This is a genomic window from Luedemannella helvata (assembly GCF_039528415.1).
Classification (GTDB): Bacteria; Actinomycetota; Actinomycetes; order Mycobacteriales; family Micromonosporaceae; genus Luedemannella; species Luedemannella helvata.
The window spans coordinates 86,658-102,341 of sequence record NZ_BAAALS010000017.1 but is presented as its reverse complement, the minus strand read 5'-3'; the positions used below and the strand labels follow the sequence as shown (position 1 = coordinate 102,341).

Genomic DNA, 15,684 nt, shown 5'->3' with positions numbered 1-15,684 from the left:
CTCCGTGCCGAAGGGCGGACTCTGCGGCGACCCCGGAGTCCACGCCGTTACCGACTGTGCTAGCGGAGTTCGCCGCTGTCACAGCGTAGGCGCTTGTGAAGCCGTGCACAAATCGCGATCTTGATACACCGGGTTACTCCGATGAGGCACCCACCCACGATCCACGCGAACCCGAGAGATGCCCCCGCGGCACAACCCCCATTCCTCGGCCAGCAGCAAGGCGCGGGTGGGCGCTCGCCCCATTATCGCGCCGAATCCGATCATGCCTAACTAGCCACGCAAATAGGTTATCCGGGTATTTCCGCTGCCGGCTATGCCCCTTTCGGAGCCTTCGCCGGGCAGCCATGCGATTTCCGCCACTTCTCCGCCTCCGTGGCCGGCGAGCGGGCCTCGCCCTTGCGCCACGCGTCCAGGTAGCGGGAGGGCCAGATCACACCCCGGCGCACCCACCAGTCGCCCTTCCCGGCGCAGACCGGGGAGAGTCCGAGATGGAGATGGCAGGCGCCCGCGCGACCCGTACGGCCGACCTTGCCGAGCACGGCACCGGCTCTGACGATGTCGCCCGGCCCGAGGCTGCCGACGATCGACGAGAAGTGCGCGCCGTAGTAGCGCACGCCGTCCTGGCCCAGGATCGACACCGACAGCCCGCCCCGGTCGGCGCCCCGGTCGCGCTTCGGGTTGAACCGGTCCACCCGGTTGACCTCGAGCACCACCCCGTCGGTGACCGCGCGGACGGTGCGCCCGCAGGGCGCCATGATGTCCGCGGCCGGATAGTCGTGGTGGTCGTCGCGCGCGTACCCGGCCGCGCCGTCGACAGGGAAGACATACGTCGCGGGGCGCGGTGGGGCCTTCGTGATCGCGCTCGGGGGCGCCCGGAAGGGGCTGGCCGTCCCGCGCGGCGCGGCGTCCGCCGGCACGATGTCGGCCCGCTCGGCCGCGCACGCCGCCGCGGGCAGCAGGACCACGACGCTGAGCAGGATGCCGGCGGTGCGCCGGAGGTGGGTGCGCACCCCGCGACCGTAGTCAGTGCCGCCTGGCACCGCCACTCGAACGGGCTACCCCGCCAGAGCCACGGCCTCCGCCAGGCTGTGCGCGACCGGCGCGCCGACCGCCCGCAGGCGATCCAGGTCGGTGAACCCGCCCGCGTACAGAACGATCTTCGCCCCGACCGCCTCGGCGGCAAGCGCGTCGTCGACCGAGTCGCCGATGAGCACGCAGTCGGCGCCGGTCAGGCCGAGGGCCGCCAGGTGCGCCGCCAGATGCGGCGCCTTGGGGCCGCCGCCGACCGTGGCGCGCAGCCCGTCGACGCGGGCGAACCGGCCGGTCAGCCCGTACCGCTCGACGGTCGGCACCAGGTCGGTGTGGAACCACATGGACAGCAGCGACTGGGTGCCCGTCCAGGCGTCGAGCGCGTTCTGCGCGTCGGCCGCCAGCAGGCAGGCCGCCAGGCGGGCGTTGTACGCGTTGTGGAACACCCCGTCGAGCAGCTCGAACTCGACCTCGTCGACCGGCCGGCCCAGGACGAAGGAGTAGTAGTCGACGATCGGGCGCCGGAAGTCGCGGCGGTGCTCGTCGGCCGTGACGGCCCGGCCGCCCGCGCTGGCCAGCGACGCGTTCGTGGCCTCGACCACCAGCGACAGATCATCGAGCAGGGTGCCGTTCCAGTCCCAGACGAGATGCTTACCCACGCCGTGGAGGTTAGCCGTTCAGCCCGACAATTCGCCACGACGCAGGTCCCGCAGGAGGCGCTCCTCCTCCACCCGCCAGTACCCGTGCTCGCGGCCGTCGAGCAGGATCACCGGGAGCCGGTCGCCGTACTCGGTCTCCAACTCGATGTCCGTCTCGACGTCGAGCTCCTCCCACGGCTCCCCGCTGGCCGCGCTGACCCGGGCCATGGCCTCCTTGGCCACGTCACAGAGGTGACAGCCGGGGCGGGTGAGCAGGACGAGCCGGCTCACGAGGCGCTCCGCAGCATCGACTTGCGCACCTTGCCGGTGGCGGAGTGGGGCAGCTCGCCGACGATCTCGATCGCGCGCGGTCGCTTGTACCGGGCCAGGTTCAGTTCGCAGTGCGCGACGATGTCCGCCACGGAGGCGCGCGAACCGGGCGCCAGCACCACGTACGCCCGTACGGCCTCGCCGGTCTCCGGGTCGGGCGCGCCGACGACGGCCGCCTCGGTGACGCCGGGACACCCGACGATCACGTTCTCGACCTCGTGCGGGTACACGTTGAACCCGTTCACGATGATCATCTCGCCGAGGCGGTCGACGAGGAACAGGTCGCCGTCGCCGTCGGCGTACGCGATGTCGCCCGTGCGCCACCAGCCCTGCTCGTCCGGGCCGCCGTGGGCGTCCGGCCAGTACCCGCTGAACAGGTTGTCGCCGGCGACCACGACCTCGCCGGGATCGCTGCCGGCCGTACCGGGGAACGCGTCGTCGCCGTCCTCGGCGAACGGTGCCGGCCCGACGATCCCGTCGCTGGCCAGCCGGACGATCTCCATGCCGTCCCCGCCCACCAGCCGGACCCGCACGCCCGGGATGGGCCGGCCGATCGACCCCGCCTTCGCCACGGGGCTGGTCAGGTCGGTGGTGACGACCGGGGCGGTCTCTGTCAGCCCGTACCCCTGACGCACCTGACGACCGGTGCGGGTGGCGATGCGCTCCTGGGTGATCGGGTCCAACGGCGCGGCGCCGCTGACCATGACCCGCACGGAGGCCGTCGCCTCCGCCAGCTCGGGGCGCATCGACCAGGCGTGGTAGGTCTGCGGCACGGCCGCGACGACGGTCACCTGGTGGCGCGCGAGCAGGGCGAGGACCTCGGCCGGGCCGAGCCCTTCGGCCAGGACCCCGGTCGCCCCGTGCCAGGCCACGGCGCCCAGGCCGGCGTTCAGCCCGTACGCGTGAAACAGCGGCAACGCGAGCAGCACCACGTCGCCGCCGCCGACGATCGTCGGCGTGACCTGCCCCAGCTGGCGGTGGTTGGCGATGAGCGCGCGGTGGCTGAGCATGGCGCCCTTGGGCGCCCCGGCCGTGCCGGAGGTGTAGAGGAGCACCGCCAGGTCCTCGCCGCCCCGGCCGGGCAGGTCCCCCGTCCGTGGTGCGGCCAGGTCCGCGAGGGGCGCCGCGTCCGCGCCGCTTTCCAGGGCGTACGCGTGCCGCAGCGCGGGCAGCTGGGCGCGCACGGTGGCGGTGGCGGACAGCGCGGCGCCGGTGCCGATCACCACGCTCGCGCCGGAGTCGCCGAGCACGTGGGCGAGTTCGCGCGGCGTGTACCCGGGGTTGACCGGCACGGCGACGAGCCCGGCGCGCAGCGCGCCGAAGTACGCCACCGCGAACTCGGGCACGTTCGGCGAGACGATGGCGACCCGGGCCGGCGCGCCGTCGGAGCCGGGCAGGCCGAGGGCGGCGAGTCCCGCGGCGACCGCGTCGACCCGGGCGTCGAGTTCGCCCCAGGTCAGCACGCGGGTTCCGGCGATGAGAGCCCGGGCCGTCGGGTCCGCGGCGGCGGCCCGGCGAACGGTGTCGGCAAGGTTGCGGATGTCGTCCGGCACGGGGGCCGAGTCTGGCACAGTGACGCCCATAACGCCCAGGGTGGTCGCGATCCGCCCCCGCCGACCCTCTGCGGGCAAGGTCGAGCCCGGCGTGTCGGGCGTGTCGCCCCCGCGTGTCGTGTCGCGTTCGCGTCACTCGACCGTGCGCCCTGTCGCACAACGTGTGCGACACCGGACAAGCACCCCAGGAAATACTTCTGGCCTCTGTAACGGACTCCCCGCACACAGGTGACGTTTGGCCCTTATGCTGCTGAAGTCGGGGTCGCCCGTTTTGGGGCTAGTCGAACCCCTCACCCCGAGGAGGCCCGTAGTGCCCGTTATTGCACCGCCTGAGCACCCCTGTGGCGAGCATCGGTCATCGCCGGACATCGCCGCGCACGCGGAGCACGACGGACGGACGGAGGAACGGCGGTGAGCGGATTCGAGATGGTCGGGAACTTTGTGACGACAGAGCATGCGAACGCGGGCACCGGGCTCGGCGACGGGCTGATGACGCCGCGAGGCCAGTTGAACGACATGTGGACCGCGGCGGCGCGGCCGGACCCGGGCGCCCGGGCCAGCAGCCGGGCCGCCAGCGGCCGCGAGGCAGGCGGCAACCAGGCCGCCGCCCGGCACCAGCCGGTGCCGGGCCGCAACAACGCGGCGCGCGGGGTACCGCCCGCCCAGGCGGGCCGGCGGGCCCGGGAGGCCGCCGAACCGACGGTGGAGCTGCGCACCGTCACGACCGCGGAACGTCCCGCGCCGGCGCCCGTCCAGACGCCGCCGCCGACGTACCCGAACCGGCCCGACCCGACCGACGCCGCCGCCGAGGTGTGGGCGCTCGTCGAGCGGGCCCAGGCCGGCGACTCTGAGGCCTTCGGCCTCATCTACGACCGCTACCTGGACACGGTCTTCCGGTTCATCTATTTCCGGGTCGGCAACCGGCAGCTCGCCGAGGACCTCACCGCCGACACCTTCCTGCGGGCGCTCAAGCGCATCGGCAGCTTCACGTGGCAGGGCCGCGACCTCGGCGCCTGGCTCGTGACGATCGCCCGCAACCTCGTGGCCGACCACTTCAAGTCCGGCCGGTACCGGCTGGAGGTCACCACCGGGGACGTGCTGGACGCCGACCGGGAGGACCGTGGGCCGGAGGGCAGCCCCGAGGCGGCCGTGGTGGACCACATCACGAACGTCGCGCTGCTGACCGCCGTGACCCACCTGAACCCGGAGCAGCAGGAGTGCATCGTGCTGCGCTTCCTGCACGGCTTCTCGGTGGCGGAGACCGCGCAGGCCATGGGGAAGAACGACGGGGCGATCAAGGCGTTGCAGTATCGGGCCGTGCGCGCGCTGCACCGACTCCTTCCGGACGGCTTTCAGCCGTGAGGTGCGTAACCGAACAACCGTCGCGTTCGTTGCACGGGATGCCGGCTAGCGATGGCCGGCATCGAAGAGTGTCCGGTTGCGTGCTGGAAGGGAGGTGTCCGCGGTGACGCGTACCGTTTTCGACCGTCGACGCGCCGAACGCTTCGCGCAACTCATCGCCGAGGACGGCGGCGCACCCCGGCACCACTCCCGTTCCGACGTCGATATGGAACTGGCGCCACTTGTCGAGATCACCAGACGGGTGACCGCGATCCCCGTGTCGGCCGAGCCCGACCCGGAGTTCCGGGTCGGGCTGCGGGCCATGTTGACGGCCCGCATCGAGCGGGAGGGCATCGGCGCCACCGCGGTCGAACCGAGGGGCGTCCCGGCGGCGGTCGTGGCGCCGGGGCCGGGGGTCACCCCCAAGCCGGTCACGACGCGGCGGGGGCGCACCCGGGTAGCGATCTTCGCGGGCGTCACGGCGGGGGCGTTGGCCCTCTCCGGGGTCTCTGCGGCCAGCGGCGACGCCGTGCCGGGCGACACCCTCTACTCGGTGAAGCGCTCCACCGAGCGGGCGCAGCTGGCCCTCGCCAGCTCGGACATCACCCGGGGTCAGCTGTACCTGCAGTTCGCGCAGGTACGCCTGGCGGAGGCGCGGCGGTCGTCGGCGCAGTTCCTGCCCGACATCCTGCTCGACATGAACGCCGAGACCCGGCTGGGCATGAAGCTGCTCGGCACGGCCGCGATCGACCGGCGGGACCCGGCCGCTCTCGACACCATCGACGCGTTCGTGGCGACCCAGCGACGGCCGCTGCTGGAACTCGCGGACCGGGCCGGTGGCATGCGACGCGACGAGGTGCTCACCGCCGTGGCGATCCTCGACTCGGTGGCGGCCCGCAGCCAGGCGCTGCGCGGCGCCGTACGGTGCGGCGGCAGCGCCGGAATCGACGAGCTCGGGCCACGGCCCCGGCCGTGCGTGGCCAGCGGCGTCCACGAGGGCCGCCCGCACTCGACGACGGGACCGGGCGGGGCGGCGCAGCCGGAGGTCATCGCGAGCGGCGGGCAGAGCGGCGCCACGGCGCCCGTACCGAGCCCGGCGACCCCGCAGACGACCTCGGGGAGCCCCGAGCCGACCGCGGAGGCGCCGACCGGCACGGCCGCGACCGACGAAGCCGGCAAGAAGAGCAAGGACAAGGACGACAGCGTGCTGGACAGGCTGGGCCGCCTGTTCGGCAGCCTGCTCGGCCGCTGAACTCGGTCCACCAGCGTCAGGGGCGGTCGCGTGGGGTACGAATCCCACGGCCGCCCCTGACGCGCTTGGTCGGGCGGCCTAGTCTCGTCATTGGTTCTCGGCACGCTTGACGAACGCACGAGGAGGCACGGTGGTACGGCGCGCGGTTGGCCCGGCGGACGAGGTGACGACGCATACCGACACCCAACTCGACGCGGCACTGGCCGTCCCCGAGGATCCCTCGGCGGCGGCGTTCTTCGACGTGGACAACACGATGATGCAGGGCGCGTCGATCTACTACCTGGCCCGTGGCCTGGCCGCCCGCAAGTACTTCACGACCGGCGACCTCGTGCGGTTCGGGCTGCAGCAGCTGCGCTTCCGCCTGGTCGCCGCCGAGCACGGCGGGCACGTCGCCGGCGCCCAGGAGACCGCGCTCGCCTTCGTCGCCGACCGCAGCGTCGCCGACCTCCGCAAGATCTGCGAGGAGATCTTCGACGAGTTGATGGCCGAGCGCATCTGGGCCGGCACGCACGCCATGGCGCGCCTGCACCTGGAGGCCGGCCAGCGGGTCTGGCTGGTCACGGCCGCGCCCGTCGAGCTGGGCGACGTGATCGCCCAGCGGCTCGGGCTGACGGGTGCGATCGGCACGGTCGCCGAGGTCCGCAACGGCACCTACACCGGACGTCTCGCGGGCGGCCTCATGCACGGCCCCGCCAAGGCGGACGCGCTGCGCGCGCTCGCCGCGAAGGAAGGCCTGGACCTCACGCGCTGCTCGGCGTACAGCGACTCGATCAACGACCTGCCGATGCTCACCACGGTCGGACGCGCCGTGGCGGTGAACCCGGACGGCGCCCTGCGCCGGGAGGCCCGCGAGCGCGGCTGGGAGATCCGCGACTTCCGTACGGGCCGCAAAGCCGCCAAGATCGCCATCCCGGCGGCGGCCGCGGCGGGCGCGCTGGCGGGCGGCGTCGTGGCGGCACTGGCCGTGCGCCGCCACTTCCGCAACCGCTGAGCCGCCGCGAACTCACCCGGTCGAGTGGCGGCTGGACACCAGCGCCTCACGATCGCCGTTTTGGGTACCAGAGTGCAGCCGGGCTCCACGCCCGCACACGAAACGGCGATCACGAGTCCACCTGCGGCGACCGGTCAGACGAACGGGTCGGGGCGGCGTTCCAGGAGCTCGTGAAGGTTCTCCTGGATCGTCTCGCGCACCTGGTCGGCCAGGTTGAACACCATGATCGGGTCATCGGCGTCGGCGGCGTACGCCGTCGTGTCGATCGGCTCGCCGAAGGCGATCAGCCACTTGCTCGGCAGGGGCAGCAGGCCAAGCGGCCCCAGCAGCGGAAATGTCGGCGTCACCGGGAAGTAGGGGGTGCCCGCCACCCGGGCCACCGGCTTCACGTCGGCGATCATCGGGTAGATCTCCTCTGAGCCGACGATCGCCGCCGGGATGATCGGGGTACGGGTGCGCAGCGCGGCGGCCACGAACCCGCCCCGCCCGAAGCGCTGCAGCTTGTAGCGCTGCGCGTACCCCTTGCCGAGTCCCTTGTACCCCTCCGGGAACACACCCACCAGCTCGCCGGAGTTCATGAGGCGCTCCGCGTCGGGGTTGCACGCGAGGGTCATGCCGTACTTGCGCCCCAGCTCGGACAGGATCGGCATGCGCAGCGCCAGGTCGGCGGCGAGCAGCCGCAGGTGCCGGTGGGCCGGGTGTTCGTCGTGCACCGCGACGGAAAGCATGAGCGCGTCGAGCGGCAGCGTGCCGGCGTGGTTGGCGACGATCAGCGCGCCACCCTCGGCCGGGATGTGCTCGGCGCCCAGCACCTCGACGCGGAAGTACTTCTCGTAGAGCAGCCGCAGGACCGGCTGGAACACCTGGTCGGTGAGGTCGGGGTCGAAGCCGAACTCGTCGACGTCGTAGTCCCCGGTGAGCCGCCGGCGCAGGAACGCCAGGCCGTTCGCGACCCGCTGGTCCCATATGTCCGGCTCGCGCCCTCGTGCGGCGCCGGCCGGGGAGCCGGCAGCCGTCGGACCGGCCGCCCGAGACGCCCGCCCGCTCGCGCCTGACGCCGGGCCGGTCCCGCCGGACGCCGGGCCGGGCGCTGCGGGCGCCGCCGCAGGCTCGACGGGCGACACGGCCGGGCCGCCACGCGCCGTATCCGGTCGCCGTCGCGCGCCACGGGCGTTGCCCTGTCCGTGACCATTCCCGGCCACCGTCTGGGCCCAGGCCGCCGCCTCGCTCACCAGGTGCTCGTCAGACATCCGCGCCACCCCGGGTCACCGCCGCGCCGACCGCCTGGCGGGCCGCGCGGATGCCGCCCAGCAGCGCCTGCTCCGCGCCGGCCACGGCACCGGGCCGCACCAGCCCGCGCTCGCGCAGGCGCCGGCCGGCGATCATGTCGGCGAACGCCTCAGGCGTGGTGCGCGGCGTATACCCGAACTCGGCGATCAGCCGGCTCGTGTCGACCACCCGACCGTGCACGAACAGGTCGAGCTGGTCCATGGAGAACTCGCCCAACCCGAGCGACCGGGCCAGCGTGGCGAAGGCCGACATGCCCGGCTCGGCGACCGGCATGGACAGCCGACCCGCCCGGCGTACGGCCTGCGACAGGGTCAGCACGCCGGCGCCCGCCACGTTGAACGTGCCCTGGTGATCCTCGACCACCGACCGTACGAGGATCTCCTGTACGTCGTCGGCGTGCAGGAACTGCAGGCGCGGATCGCGGCCGAGCACGGTCGGCACGACGGGCAGGGCGAAGTACCGGGTGAGGATGGTGTCCGCGTCCGGCCCGATGATCGGCGCCAGGCGCAGCACCGTCGTGGCCACGTCGGGGCGGCGGCGGCGGAAGCCGCGCACGTACCCCTCGATCTCGATGACGTCCTTGGCGAAGCCGCCGCGAGGCATCTCCGTCGGCGGAGTCTGCTCGGTGAAGACGGCCGGGTCCCGAAACGACGCGCCGTACGCGGCCGTGGAGGAACGCACCACCAGCTTGCGGACCGCCGGCGCCGCGTGCACGGCGGCGAGCAGCTGCATCGTACCGATGATGTTGTATTCCTTCTGGGCCGCGCGGCCGCCCCGGATGCCGGAACCCACCAGCAGCCCGCAGTGGGCGACCGCCTCCACGCCGCTCTCGGTCACCGAGGCCACAACGCCACGTAGGTCATCGGTGACGACAGTGACCCTGCCGCGCAGCAGGCGCGCGAGATCCCCGGCCGGTGGCCGGGTGTCGACTCCGATGACCTTGGTGACCCGAGGATCGGCCGCCAGGCGGGCAGCCAGGTGGGCGCCGAGGAACCGGCCGACGCCGGTCACCAGGACCTTCACCTGCGCCTCCCGAAGGCCGGGCCTTACTTGCCGAGACGGCGACGCTGGACGCGGGTCTTGCGCAGCAGCTTACGGTGCTTCTTCTTCGCCATGCGCTTCCTGCGCTTCTTGACCACGGAGCCCATACGGCTTAGTCCCCTCAACAACGTAACGTGTCACGGTGGGACCCGGCGGGACCCCGACCGCCGTCCAGGGTAGCCAACCGCTCGGCGACCCCCTCAGGCGGTATCGATCGGCCTTCCGTCCCTCGCGGAAAACCACCGCTCCGGCCGTCAGGCGGTGCGGATGGGCCTTCCGTCCCTCGCGGAAAACCGCCGCTCCGGCCGTCAGGCGGTTTCAGCGAACGCGTCCCTCAAGTAGTCATGCACCGCGTGCTCCGGCACCCGAAACGAGCGTCCCACGCGCACAGCGGTCAGCTCCCCTGTGTGCACGAGGCGGTAGACAGTCATCTTCGACACCCGCATCAGCGCCGCCACCTCGGCCACCGTGAGGAACTTGACCTCCGACAGCCTGCCCGCGGTCTGCGGTGATCCAGCCATGGCTCACCCCGTCCCTTCCCGACGCGCCTGCCTCACCAGCCCCGTCCGCCGGTTTCATCAACGCGCGTGTTACCTGAACGGTACCGGTACCCCTGTTAAGGGGGCGAGGCCTTGGCAGAATTGATCAATATGGGTTATTCCGTACGGAGTGCCACCACGGGGTCCAGTCGAGCTGCTCGCTGTGCCGGCGCGACCCCGAAGATGATGCCGACGGCGGCGGACACGCCGAACGCGAGCACCACGGACCACCAGGTGATCACCGCGGGCAGCGGCGACAGTGCCACGATCAGCCACACCGCGCCCAGCCCGAGCGCGATGCCCGCCACTCCCCCGATCGTGGTGAGCAGCACCGCCTCGACGAGAAACTGCACCGCGATGTCGCGCGGCCTGGCGCCCACGGCCTTGCGCAGGCCGATCTCGCGGGTCCGCTCGCGCACCGACACCAGCATGATGTTCGAGACCCCGACGCCGCCCACGAGCAGGGAGATGCCGGCGATCGCGGCCAGCACCCCGGTGAGCACGCCGAGAATGTCCCCGAGCACGCCCAGAATCTGCTCCTGCGTGACCGCGCTGAACTCGGTGTCGGGGTGGCGACGGTTCAGCTCGGCGAGCACCTGCTGGCCGAGCTCGTCGATGCGGTCGGCGTCGGGCGCCTTGATGGCGAGGCCGTCGACCCGCTGCGTGCTGAACAGGCGCTGCGCGGCCGTGATGGGGATGTGGACCTCCGCGTCCCGGTCGACGCCGAGGCTCTGCCCGAGCGAGGCGAACACGCCGATGACCCGGAACCGTACGCCCGCGATGGTGATCTGCGAGCCCACCGGGTCACGTTCGCCGAACAGATCGCGGCTCACCGTCGCGCCCAGCACGGCGACCCGGCGCCCGGTATCCACATCGGACTTCGTCAGGTACCCTCCGCGCGACAGCGACCGGACGAACACCTTGGGTGTGTTGTCGAGCAGCCCGAGCACGTTCGTGTACGTCTCCCGGGTCCCCGTACGCACCGTCTCCGCCGACGTGACGGTCGCCGACACCCGGTCGCGGTCGCCGACGATGCGGGCCACGGCCTCCACGTCCGACAGGTTCATCCGCGACAGCGTCGGCGCGGCGCCGAACTGCACCTTGCCCGGCACGACCAGCAGCAGGTTGGACCCCAGGCCCTCGACCTGCGTCTCCACCTCCTGCTTGGCGCCCGTACCGATGCCGACGAGCACGACGACGGCGCTGACGCCGATGAGCACGCCGAACATGGTCAGCAGGCTGCGCAGCCGGCTGGCGCGCAGCGCGTCCAGCGCCACCCGCCACGCCTCCGCCACCCTCATGCCGGCACCTCCGTCGCACTCCGGCGGCACGAGTCAGACCTGAGCGGGCGCCCGCTCATGCCCGGTCCTCGACAACCACGCCGTCGCGCATGACGATCTGGCGCCGCGCGCGGGCCGCCACCTCGCGGTCGTGGGTCACCAGGACGACCGCCACGCCCCGCTCGGCGTTCAGTTCCTCCAGCAGCGCGAGCACGGCGGCGCCCGCCACGCTGTCCAGGTTGCCGGTGGGCTCGTCGGCCAGCAGCACGGCCGGCTCGGTCACGAGGGCCCGGGCGATCGCGACCCGCTGCTGTTCACCGCCGGAGAGCTGGTTGGGCCGGTGATCGACCCGGTGACCGAGGCCGACCCGCTGGAGCATCTCGGTGGCCCGCCGCCGGCGGGCCGCGCGCCCGACGCCCCGGTAGATCAGTGGCAGCGCCACGTTGTCCACCGCGGTCGTGCCGGCCAGCAGGTGGAAGCTCTGGAACACGAAACCGATGACCTCGTTGCGCAGCCGCGCCAGGTCGGCGGTGCCGAGCCGGGCGACGTCCCGTCCGCCGAGCAGCAACCGACCGGACGTCGGCCGGTCGAGCCCGCCGAGCAGGTGCATGAGCGTCGACTTGCCGGAACCGGACGGCCCCACGATGGCCGCGTAGTCGCCCGCCTCGATGGTCAGGGACACCCCGCGCAGCGCGGGCACCCGGATGCCGCCGTCGAGCTGGTACTCCCGCGTGACGTCCGCGACTTCCACGGCGGGGGCGCTCACGCGATCCGCTGCCCCTCGGTGACCCGGTCCGTGCCGGCCACCACGACGCGCTGGCCGGGGGTGAGGCCGTCGATGATCTGTACGAGGTCCTCGCCCTGCACGCCGACCTTCACCGGCTGGCGCACCGCCTTGCCCCCGGTGATGACCCAGACCGCGTCGCCACCCTGGCCCGAGAACACGGCGGCGGCCGGCACGGCGACCGCGTCGATCGCGTCGCGCACCCGCAGGTGGGCGACCGCGCTCATGCCGGGCCGCGGCGTGGGCGCCGCGCCGCCTCCCGCCAGCTCGCCGCCGTCAAGGCTCAGCCTGACCTTGTACGCCACACCGCCGCGCGCCGACTGCGTGGGCAGCAGGTCCAGTGACCGGACGGTCGCCTCGTACGACGCGTCCGGCGCGGCGTCGAGCTCCACGTCGGCCCGCACCCCGGCCGAGACGAGCAGCACGTCGGTCTCGTCCACCTCGCCGGTCAGCCCCAGCTTGCCGACGTCCACGATCGTGACGATCGGCGTGCCGGCGGACACCAGGTCACCTTTCGCGAGTACGTCATCGACGCCGGCGGGCGGGATCACCCCGTCGCCGGTCGGCACGCCCGCGGTGGCCCCGCCGGAGACGGAGCCGAGCAGGTCGGCCAGCGAGTCGCCGCCGGCCGCGGCGGGCGCCCCGCCGTACTGCACGACCCCGCCGATCGGGGCGCGCAACGTGAGCGCGTCGACGGTCGACTTGGCCAGGTCGTACGCGGCCTTGGCCTGGGCCCGCTGCGCGGAGCCGAGGGCGGCGAGCGCGTCGCCGACCCCGGCCAACCCGGCCTGCACCTGGCCGACGACGCGGCGGGCCTGGGCGGCCGTCGCCCGGTAGTGCTTCTCGGCGGCGGTGAGCTGCTTGAGCAGCGCGGCGCGTACCTTCTGGTCGGTGATATGCGCGGCCGCGCCGCGCGCCGCGGCGAACGAGTCGTCGGCGGCCGCGTCGACCTGGTCGGACATGCCGGTGAGGCCGACCTGCGGCACGCGGCCGGTGCTCGACGCGGCGGCCAGGGCGGCCCTGGCGTCGGCCAGGCGCTTGCGGGCCGCCGGCGAGTCGATGACGGCGATGACCTGACCCTTGCGGACCTTGGCCCCGGCCGCCACGGAGAACTTCGCCAGGCGCCCGTCGGACGGCGCGGTGAGGGTGGCCGCGGCGCGGGCGGTGACCGTCGCCGGGACGTCCACCACCTCGCTCACCGTGGCGCGGCGGACGTTGTCGGTGCTGACGCCGTCGTCGGAGGTGTCGCAGGACGCGGCGGTCAGGGCCAGCGCGGCTGTGGTGAGCAGCGCGGCGAGGGGCAGGCGACGCACCCGTACCAGTCTATGAACTGATCGCCACCCGCGACGAACCGGTCAGACGACCGACCTGATGTACGCGGCGCACTCGCTGTTGAGGCTGCTCCAGGACATGCCGATGGCGTCGCGGGCGGCCCGGTCGAGGCTGTACCCCTTGTGCATCACGTCGCCGAAGAAGGTCATCATCTTCGACTCGCCATATTTGTCCGCGATGTGCCGGATAGCCAGGAAACCGATGCCGTAGCGGGCCGCCGCGTCCGTCAGCGAGGAACTTTCCGTCGGCGGCGTGACGTCGACCCGGCCGTCCCAGCCGTCGTTGACCATGTCGCGGATGGCGGGCAGGCCGTCGTACGCGCTTACGGGCCGGTCCAGAAACTCCGCGTAATCGGCGATGCCCTCCACCATCCACCACTGCCGGCTGCTGCTGTACTTGGCGCCAGCGAGCGACGTGACATGGGTCAGCTCGTGGGTGAGCAGGCCCTCCATCTCGCTGGACGGCACCCGGTCGGTGCGCACGACGACCTCGGAGGTGTGGTCGTCCACCGGCACCGCCCAGGCCGCGGCCCAGTCGGGGGCCTCCTCGCCGTACCACTCTTTCCAGTTGGACGGCCCGGCCAGGAAGATCACGTAGCGCTGCGGCTTGGGCTGCCACTTGGCGAACTGGTCGGCGATCTCCGCCGCGTCGTCGGCCGCGCGGACGGTCGACGCGAGCCGCCCCGCGTTCGCCGAGGTCGCCGCGACCACCACCCGCTTACCCGCCTTCACCTGGAGGTCATCGACCTCCCACGGCCGGGGTCCCTGGTCGCTGACCGTGGACTCGTCGAGCTTGACCAGCCGCAGCGTGCCGCCCTTGTACGCCCACCGCGAGCGCATGTGCAGCGACACCGGCTTGCAGCTGGCGTCGCCCACGCAGTACCCGACCGTGATCGTGGCCCGCCACGTGCGGTAGCCGTCGTCGGTCGGCACGCCACCGATCGACGCGGTCCACCTGCCCACACCGAGGCCACGGAGGACGCGAAAGCGCTTGCGGTGCTCGGCGACGAGCGACTTGTTGGCCGGGTCGACCGGCGCGAGATAGGCGGTCTCGTCACCCTTGATCAGCGCCTCGCTCTGGGCGGCGGCAAGATCTTTCATTGCCGAGTGCGCCCAGGTGCGCCATTCCTTGGTGCTGGCCCGATCGGCCGGGGCTGGACTGATCTTCGGCGCACCGGCGGGCAGCGCCCACGTCGCGGTGGGGTCGAACACGCCCCGCGCGCTGGCGATCGCGGTGAGCGCGGTGGCACCAAGGCAGCTCAGTACGACGAGGACCGCGACGGCGGCCACCAGCCGGCGGGCCCACGAGCCGCGCCGGCGCGGAGCGGGCAACGGCGGGTAACCGTACGGCGGGCCCGGATACGGGACGGCCGGCGCCCCGTAGGGCCCGGCCGAGGGCGCACCGAAAGGCGGTGGCGGGCCGACCTGCTGGCGCGGCGCCGGGTAGGTCGGGTACCCGGGGAACGACGGTGGGGACGGATGGGGCCGGTCAGGCTCCTGGGGGAAGTACGCGGAGCTGGGCGCCGAGGGGTGGCCGGTCACTCGCGGGAATCTACGCCACCCCCGCTACCCCGCGATACGCCCGGCCAGCGGGGACACGACGACGAAACGCGCGACACGCTGACTCGGACGGGTCATCCTGCCCGGTCCGCGCGTTGTTACCGTTCGTAACGTAATAAAACAGGTTTGTACTGATTTGAGCTGGTATAACCCCACGGACGGGTGACGTGGGACCGCACGGCAGCCGAGCCGCGTGGCTGCGCGCCCACCGTTCCTATGGAGGAGTGACATGTCCAAACGAGGTGTTCGGAAGGCAGCCACGGTGGCCTTCGCCGGCCTGGCGATCCTCGCCCCCGCGCAATCGGCGTCCGCTGCGACGTCAGCTGCCAACCCGAAGGCCGCGCCATCCGCGCTGACGTGCTTTGACATCTGCAGTGGCACGGTCTTCAGCTCCGGCTGGAGCTCGCCGGTGCGCAGTTGGCACTTCATCACCCCCTGGTCGTCCTGGTCCTGGGGCAGCTGGAGCGGTCCGGACGGTGGCGGGCGGGGCCACGGCGGCTACGGCGCCGGTGCCCGCGGCGGTGCCCCGGGCGGGGAGATGGGCTCGGCGCCCCGGCGCAGCCACGGCAACTACGCGCGCGGCGGACCGCGCCGGGCGGGCGGTCAGGGCGCGGGCGGCTACGGCGCTCCTGAGGCCGGCGGCTACAGCGCCCCCGAGCGGGGCCGCGCCGCGGGTGGCTACAGCGCCCCCGAGCGGGGCCGCGCCGCGGGCGGCTACAGCGCCC

Annotated in this window: 15 protein-coding genes and 1 pseudogene; 4 read left to right on the top strand and 12 right to left on the bottom strand. The window is 72.9% G+C overall.

Features of this window, described 5'->3' with window-relative positions:
* Window positions 1–311 precede the first annotated feature (311 nt).
* The 4 genes from ABD191_RS18145 to ABD191_RS18130 are packed head-to-tail and all read right to left on the bottom strand — an operon-like array spanning window position 312 to window position 3,580.
* Window positions 312–1,010: a M23 family metallopeptidase gene (locus ABD191_RS18145; RefSeq protein ID WP_344083133.1), complete on the bottom strand. Its 699-nt coding sequence runs from the start codon at window positions 1,008–1,010 to the stop codon at window positions 312–314.
* Between the two features lie 45 nt (window positions 1,011–1,055).
* Complete coding sequence (locus ABD191_RS18140; RefSeq protein ID WP_344083131.1) at window positions 1,056–1,688, bottom strand: HAD family hydrolase; 633 nt, start codon at window positions 1,686–1,688, stop codon at window positions 1,056–1,058.
* Window positions 1,689–1,706: 18 nt separating this feature from the next.
* Entirely contained in the window at window positions 1,707–1,958 is a 252-nt protein-coding gene (locus ABD191_RS18135; protein ID WP_344083129.1) for a glutaredoxin family protein, read from the bottom strand.
* On the bottom strand, window positions 1,955–3,580 hold the full coding sequence (locus ABD191_RS18130; RefSeq protein ID WP_344083127.1) for an AMP-binding protein: 1,626 nt from the start codon (window positions 3,578–3,580) through the stop codon (window positions 1,955–1,957). Before ABD191_RS18130 ends, ABD191_RS18135 begins: the two co-directional genes overlap by 4 nt.
* Before the next feature lie 459 nt (window positions 3,581–4,039).
* Between ABD191_RS18130 and ABD191_RS18125 the strand changes: the two genes are divergently transcribed.
* From ABD191_RS18125 to ABD191_RS18115, 3 genes are all read left to right on the top strand, one after another.
* Window positions 4,040–4,912 (top strand): sigma-70 family RNA polymerase sigma factor, encoded by an 873-nt coding sequence (locus ABD191_RS18125; RefSeq protein WP_425560757.1) that lies wholly within the window; start codon window positions 4,040–4,042, stop codon window positions 4,910–4,912.
* Between the two features lie 103 nt (window positions 4,913–5,015).
* Window positions 5,016–6,143 carry a DUF5667 domain-containing protein gene (locus ABD191_RS18120; protein ID WP_344083123.1) on the top strand — a complete coding sequence of 376 codons (1,128 nt, stop codon included), beginning with the start codon at window positions 5,016–5,018 and terminating at the stop codon, window positions 6,141–6,143.
* Between the two features lie 163 nt (window positions 6,144–6,306).
* Entirely contained in the window at window positions 6,307–7,134 is an 828-nt protein-coding gene (locus ABD191_RS18115) for an HAD family hydrolase (RefSeq protein WP_344083209.1), read from the top strand.
* 134 nt (window positions 7,135–7,268) lie between these two features.
* On the opposite strand, the gene ABD191_RS18110 is transcribed toward ABD191_RS18115, so the two are convergent.
* The 8 genes from ABD191_RS18110 to ABD191_RS18075 form a co-directional block, all read right to left on the bottom strand.
* On the bottom strand, window positions 7,269–8,102 hold the full coding sequence (locus ABD191_RS18110; protein ID WP_344083207.1) for a lysophospholipid acyltransferase family protein: 834 nt from the start codon (window positions 8,100–8,102) through the stop codon (window positions 7,269–7,271).
* A 274-nt stretch (window positions 8,103–8,376) separates the two neighbouring features.
* Window positions 8,377–9,447, bottom strand: a complete 1,071-nt coding sequence (locus ABD191_RS18105; protein ID WP_344083121.1) for an NAD-dependent epimerase/dehydratase family protein — start codon at window positions 9,445–9,447, stop codon at window positions 8,377–8,379.
* Between the two features lie 23 nt (window positions 9,448–9,470).
* Window positions 9,471–9,572 (bottom strand): 30S ribosomal protein bS22, encoded by a 102-nt coding sequence (locus ABD191_RS18100; RefSeq protein WP_007465623.1) that lies wholly within the window; start codon window positions 9,570–9,572, stop codon window positions 9,471–9,473.
* Between the two features lie 201 nt (window positions 9,573–9,773).
* Complete coding sequence (locus ABD191_RS18095) at window positions 9,774–9,986, bottom strand: helix-turn-helix domain-containing protein (RefSeq protein WP_344083119.1); 213 nt, start codon at window positions 9,984–9,986, stop codon at window positions 9,774–9,776.
* A 134-nt stretch (window positions 9,987–10,120) separates the two neighbouring features.
* Window positions 10,121–11,305 (bottom strand): ABC transporter permease, encoded by a 1,185-nt coding sequence (locus tag ABD191_RS18090; RefSeq protein ID WP_344083117.1) that lies wholly within the window; start codon window positions 11,303–11,305, stop codon window positions 10,121–10,123.
* A 55-nt stretch (window positions 11,306–11,360) separates the two neighbouring features.
* Entirely contained in the window at window positions 11,361–12,050 is a 690-nt protein-coding gene (locus ABD191_RS18085; protein ID WP_344083115.1) for an ABC transporter ATP-binding protein, read from the bottom strand.
* A complete protein-coding gene (locus ABD191_RS18080) occupies window positions 12,047–13,381 on the bottom strand; it encodes an efflux RND transporter periplasmic adaptor subunit (protein ID WP_344083113.1) in 1,335 nt (444 codons plus the stop codon). The genes ABD191_RS18085 and ABD191_RS18080 overlap by 4 nt, the downstream gene beginning before the upstream one ends.
* 42 nt (window positions 13,382–13,423) lie before the next feature.
* Window positions 13,424–14,941, bottom strand: coding sequence for a hypothetical protein (locus ABD191_RS18075; RefSeq protein WP_344083111.1), 1,518 nt, complete (start codon window positions 14,939–14,941; stop codon window positions 13,424–13,426).
* Between the two features lie 247 nt (window positions 14,942–15,188).
* Between ABD191_RS18075 and ABD191_RS18070 the strand changes: the two are divergent.
* Window positions 15,189–15,684: pseudogene (locus tag ABD191_RS18070) on the top strand (hypothetical protein); the annotation flags it as partial.

Excerpts from the sequence above, each read along its gene's own strand:
- ABD191_RS18130 (WP_344083127.1), bottom strand. The coding sequence starts at position 3,580 with ATGGGCGTCACTGTGCCAGACTCGGCCCCCGTGCCGGACGACATCCGC.
- ABD191_RS18125 (WP_425560757.1), top strand. The coding sequence starts at position 4,040 with ATGACGCCGCGAGGCCAGTTGAACGACATGTGGACCGCGGCGGCGCGG.
- ABD191_RS18100 (WP_007465623.1), bottom strand. The coding sequence starts at position 9,572 with ATGGGCTCCGTGGTCAAGAAGCGCAGGAAGCGCATGGCGAAGAAGAAG.
- ABD191_RS18095 (WP_344083119.1), bottom strand. The coding sequence starts at position 9,986 with ATGGCTGGATCACCGCAGACCGCGGGCAGGCTGTCGGAGGTCAAGTTC.
- ABD191_RS18090 (WP_344083117.1), bottom strand. The coding sequence starts at position 11,305 with ATGAGGGTGGCGGAGGCGTGGCGGGTGGCGCTGGACGCGCTGCGCGCC.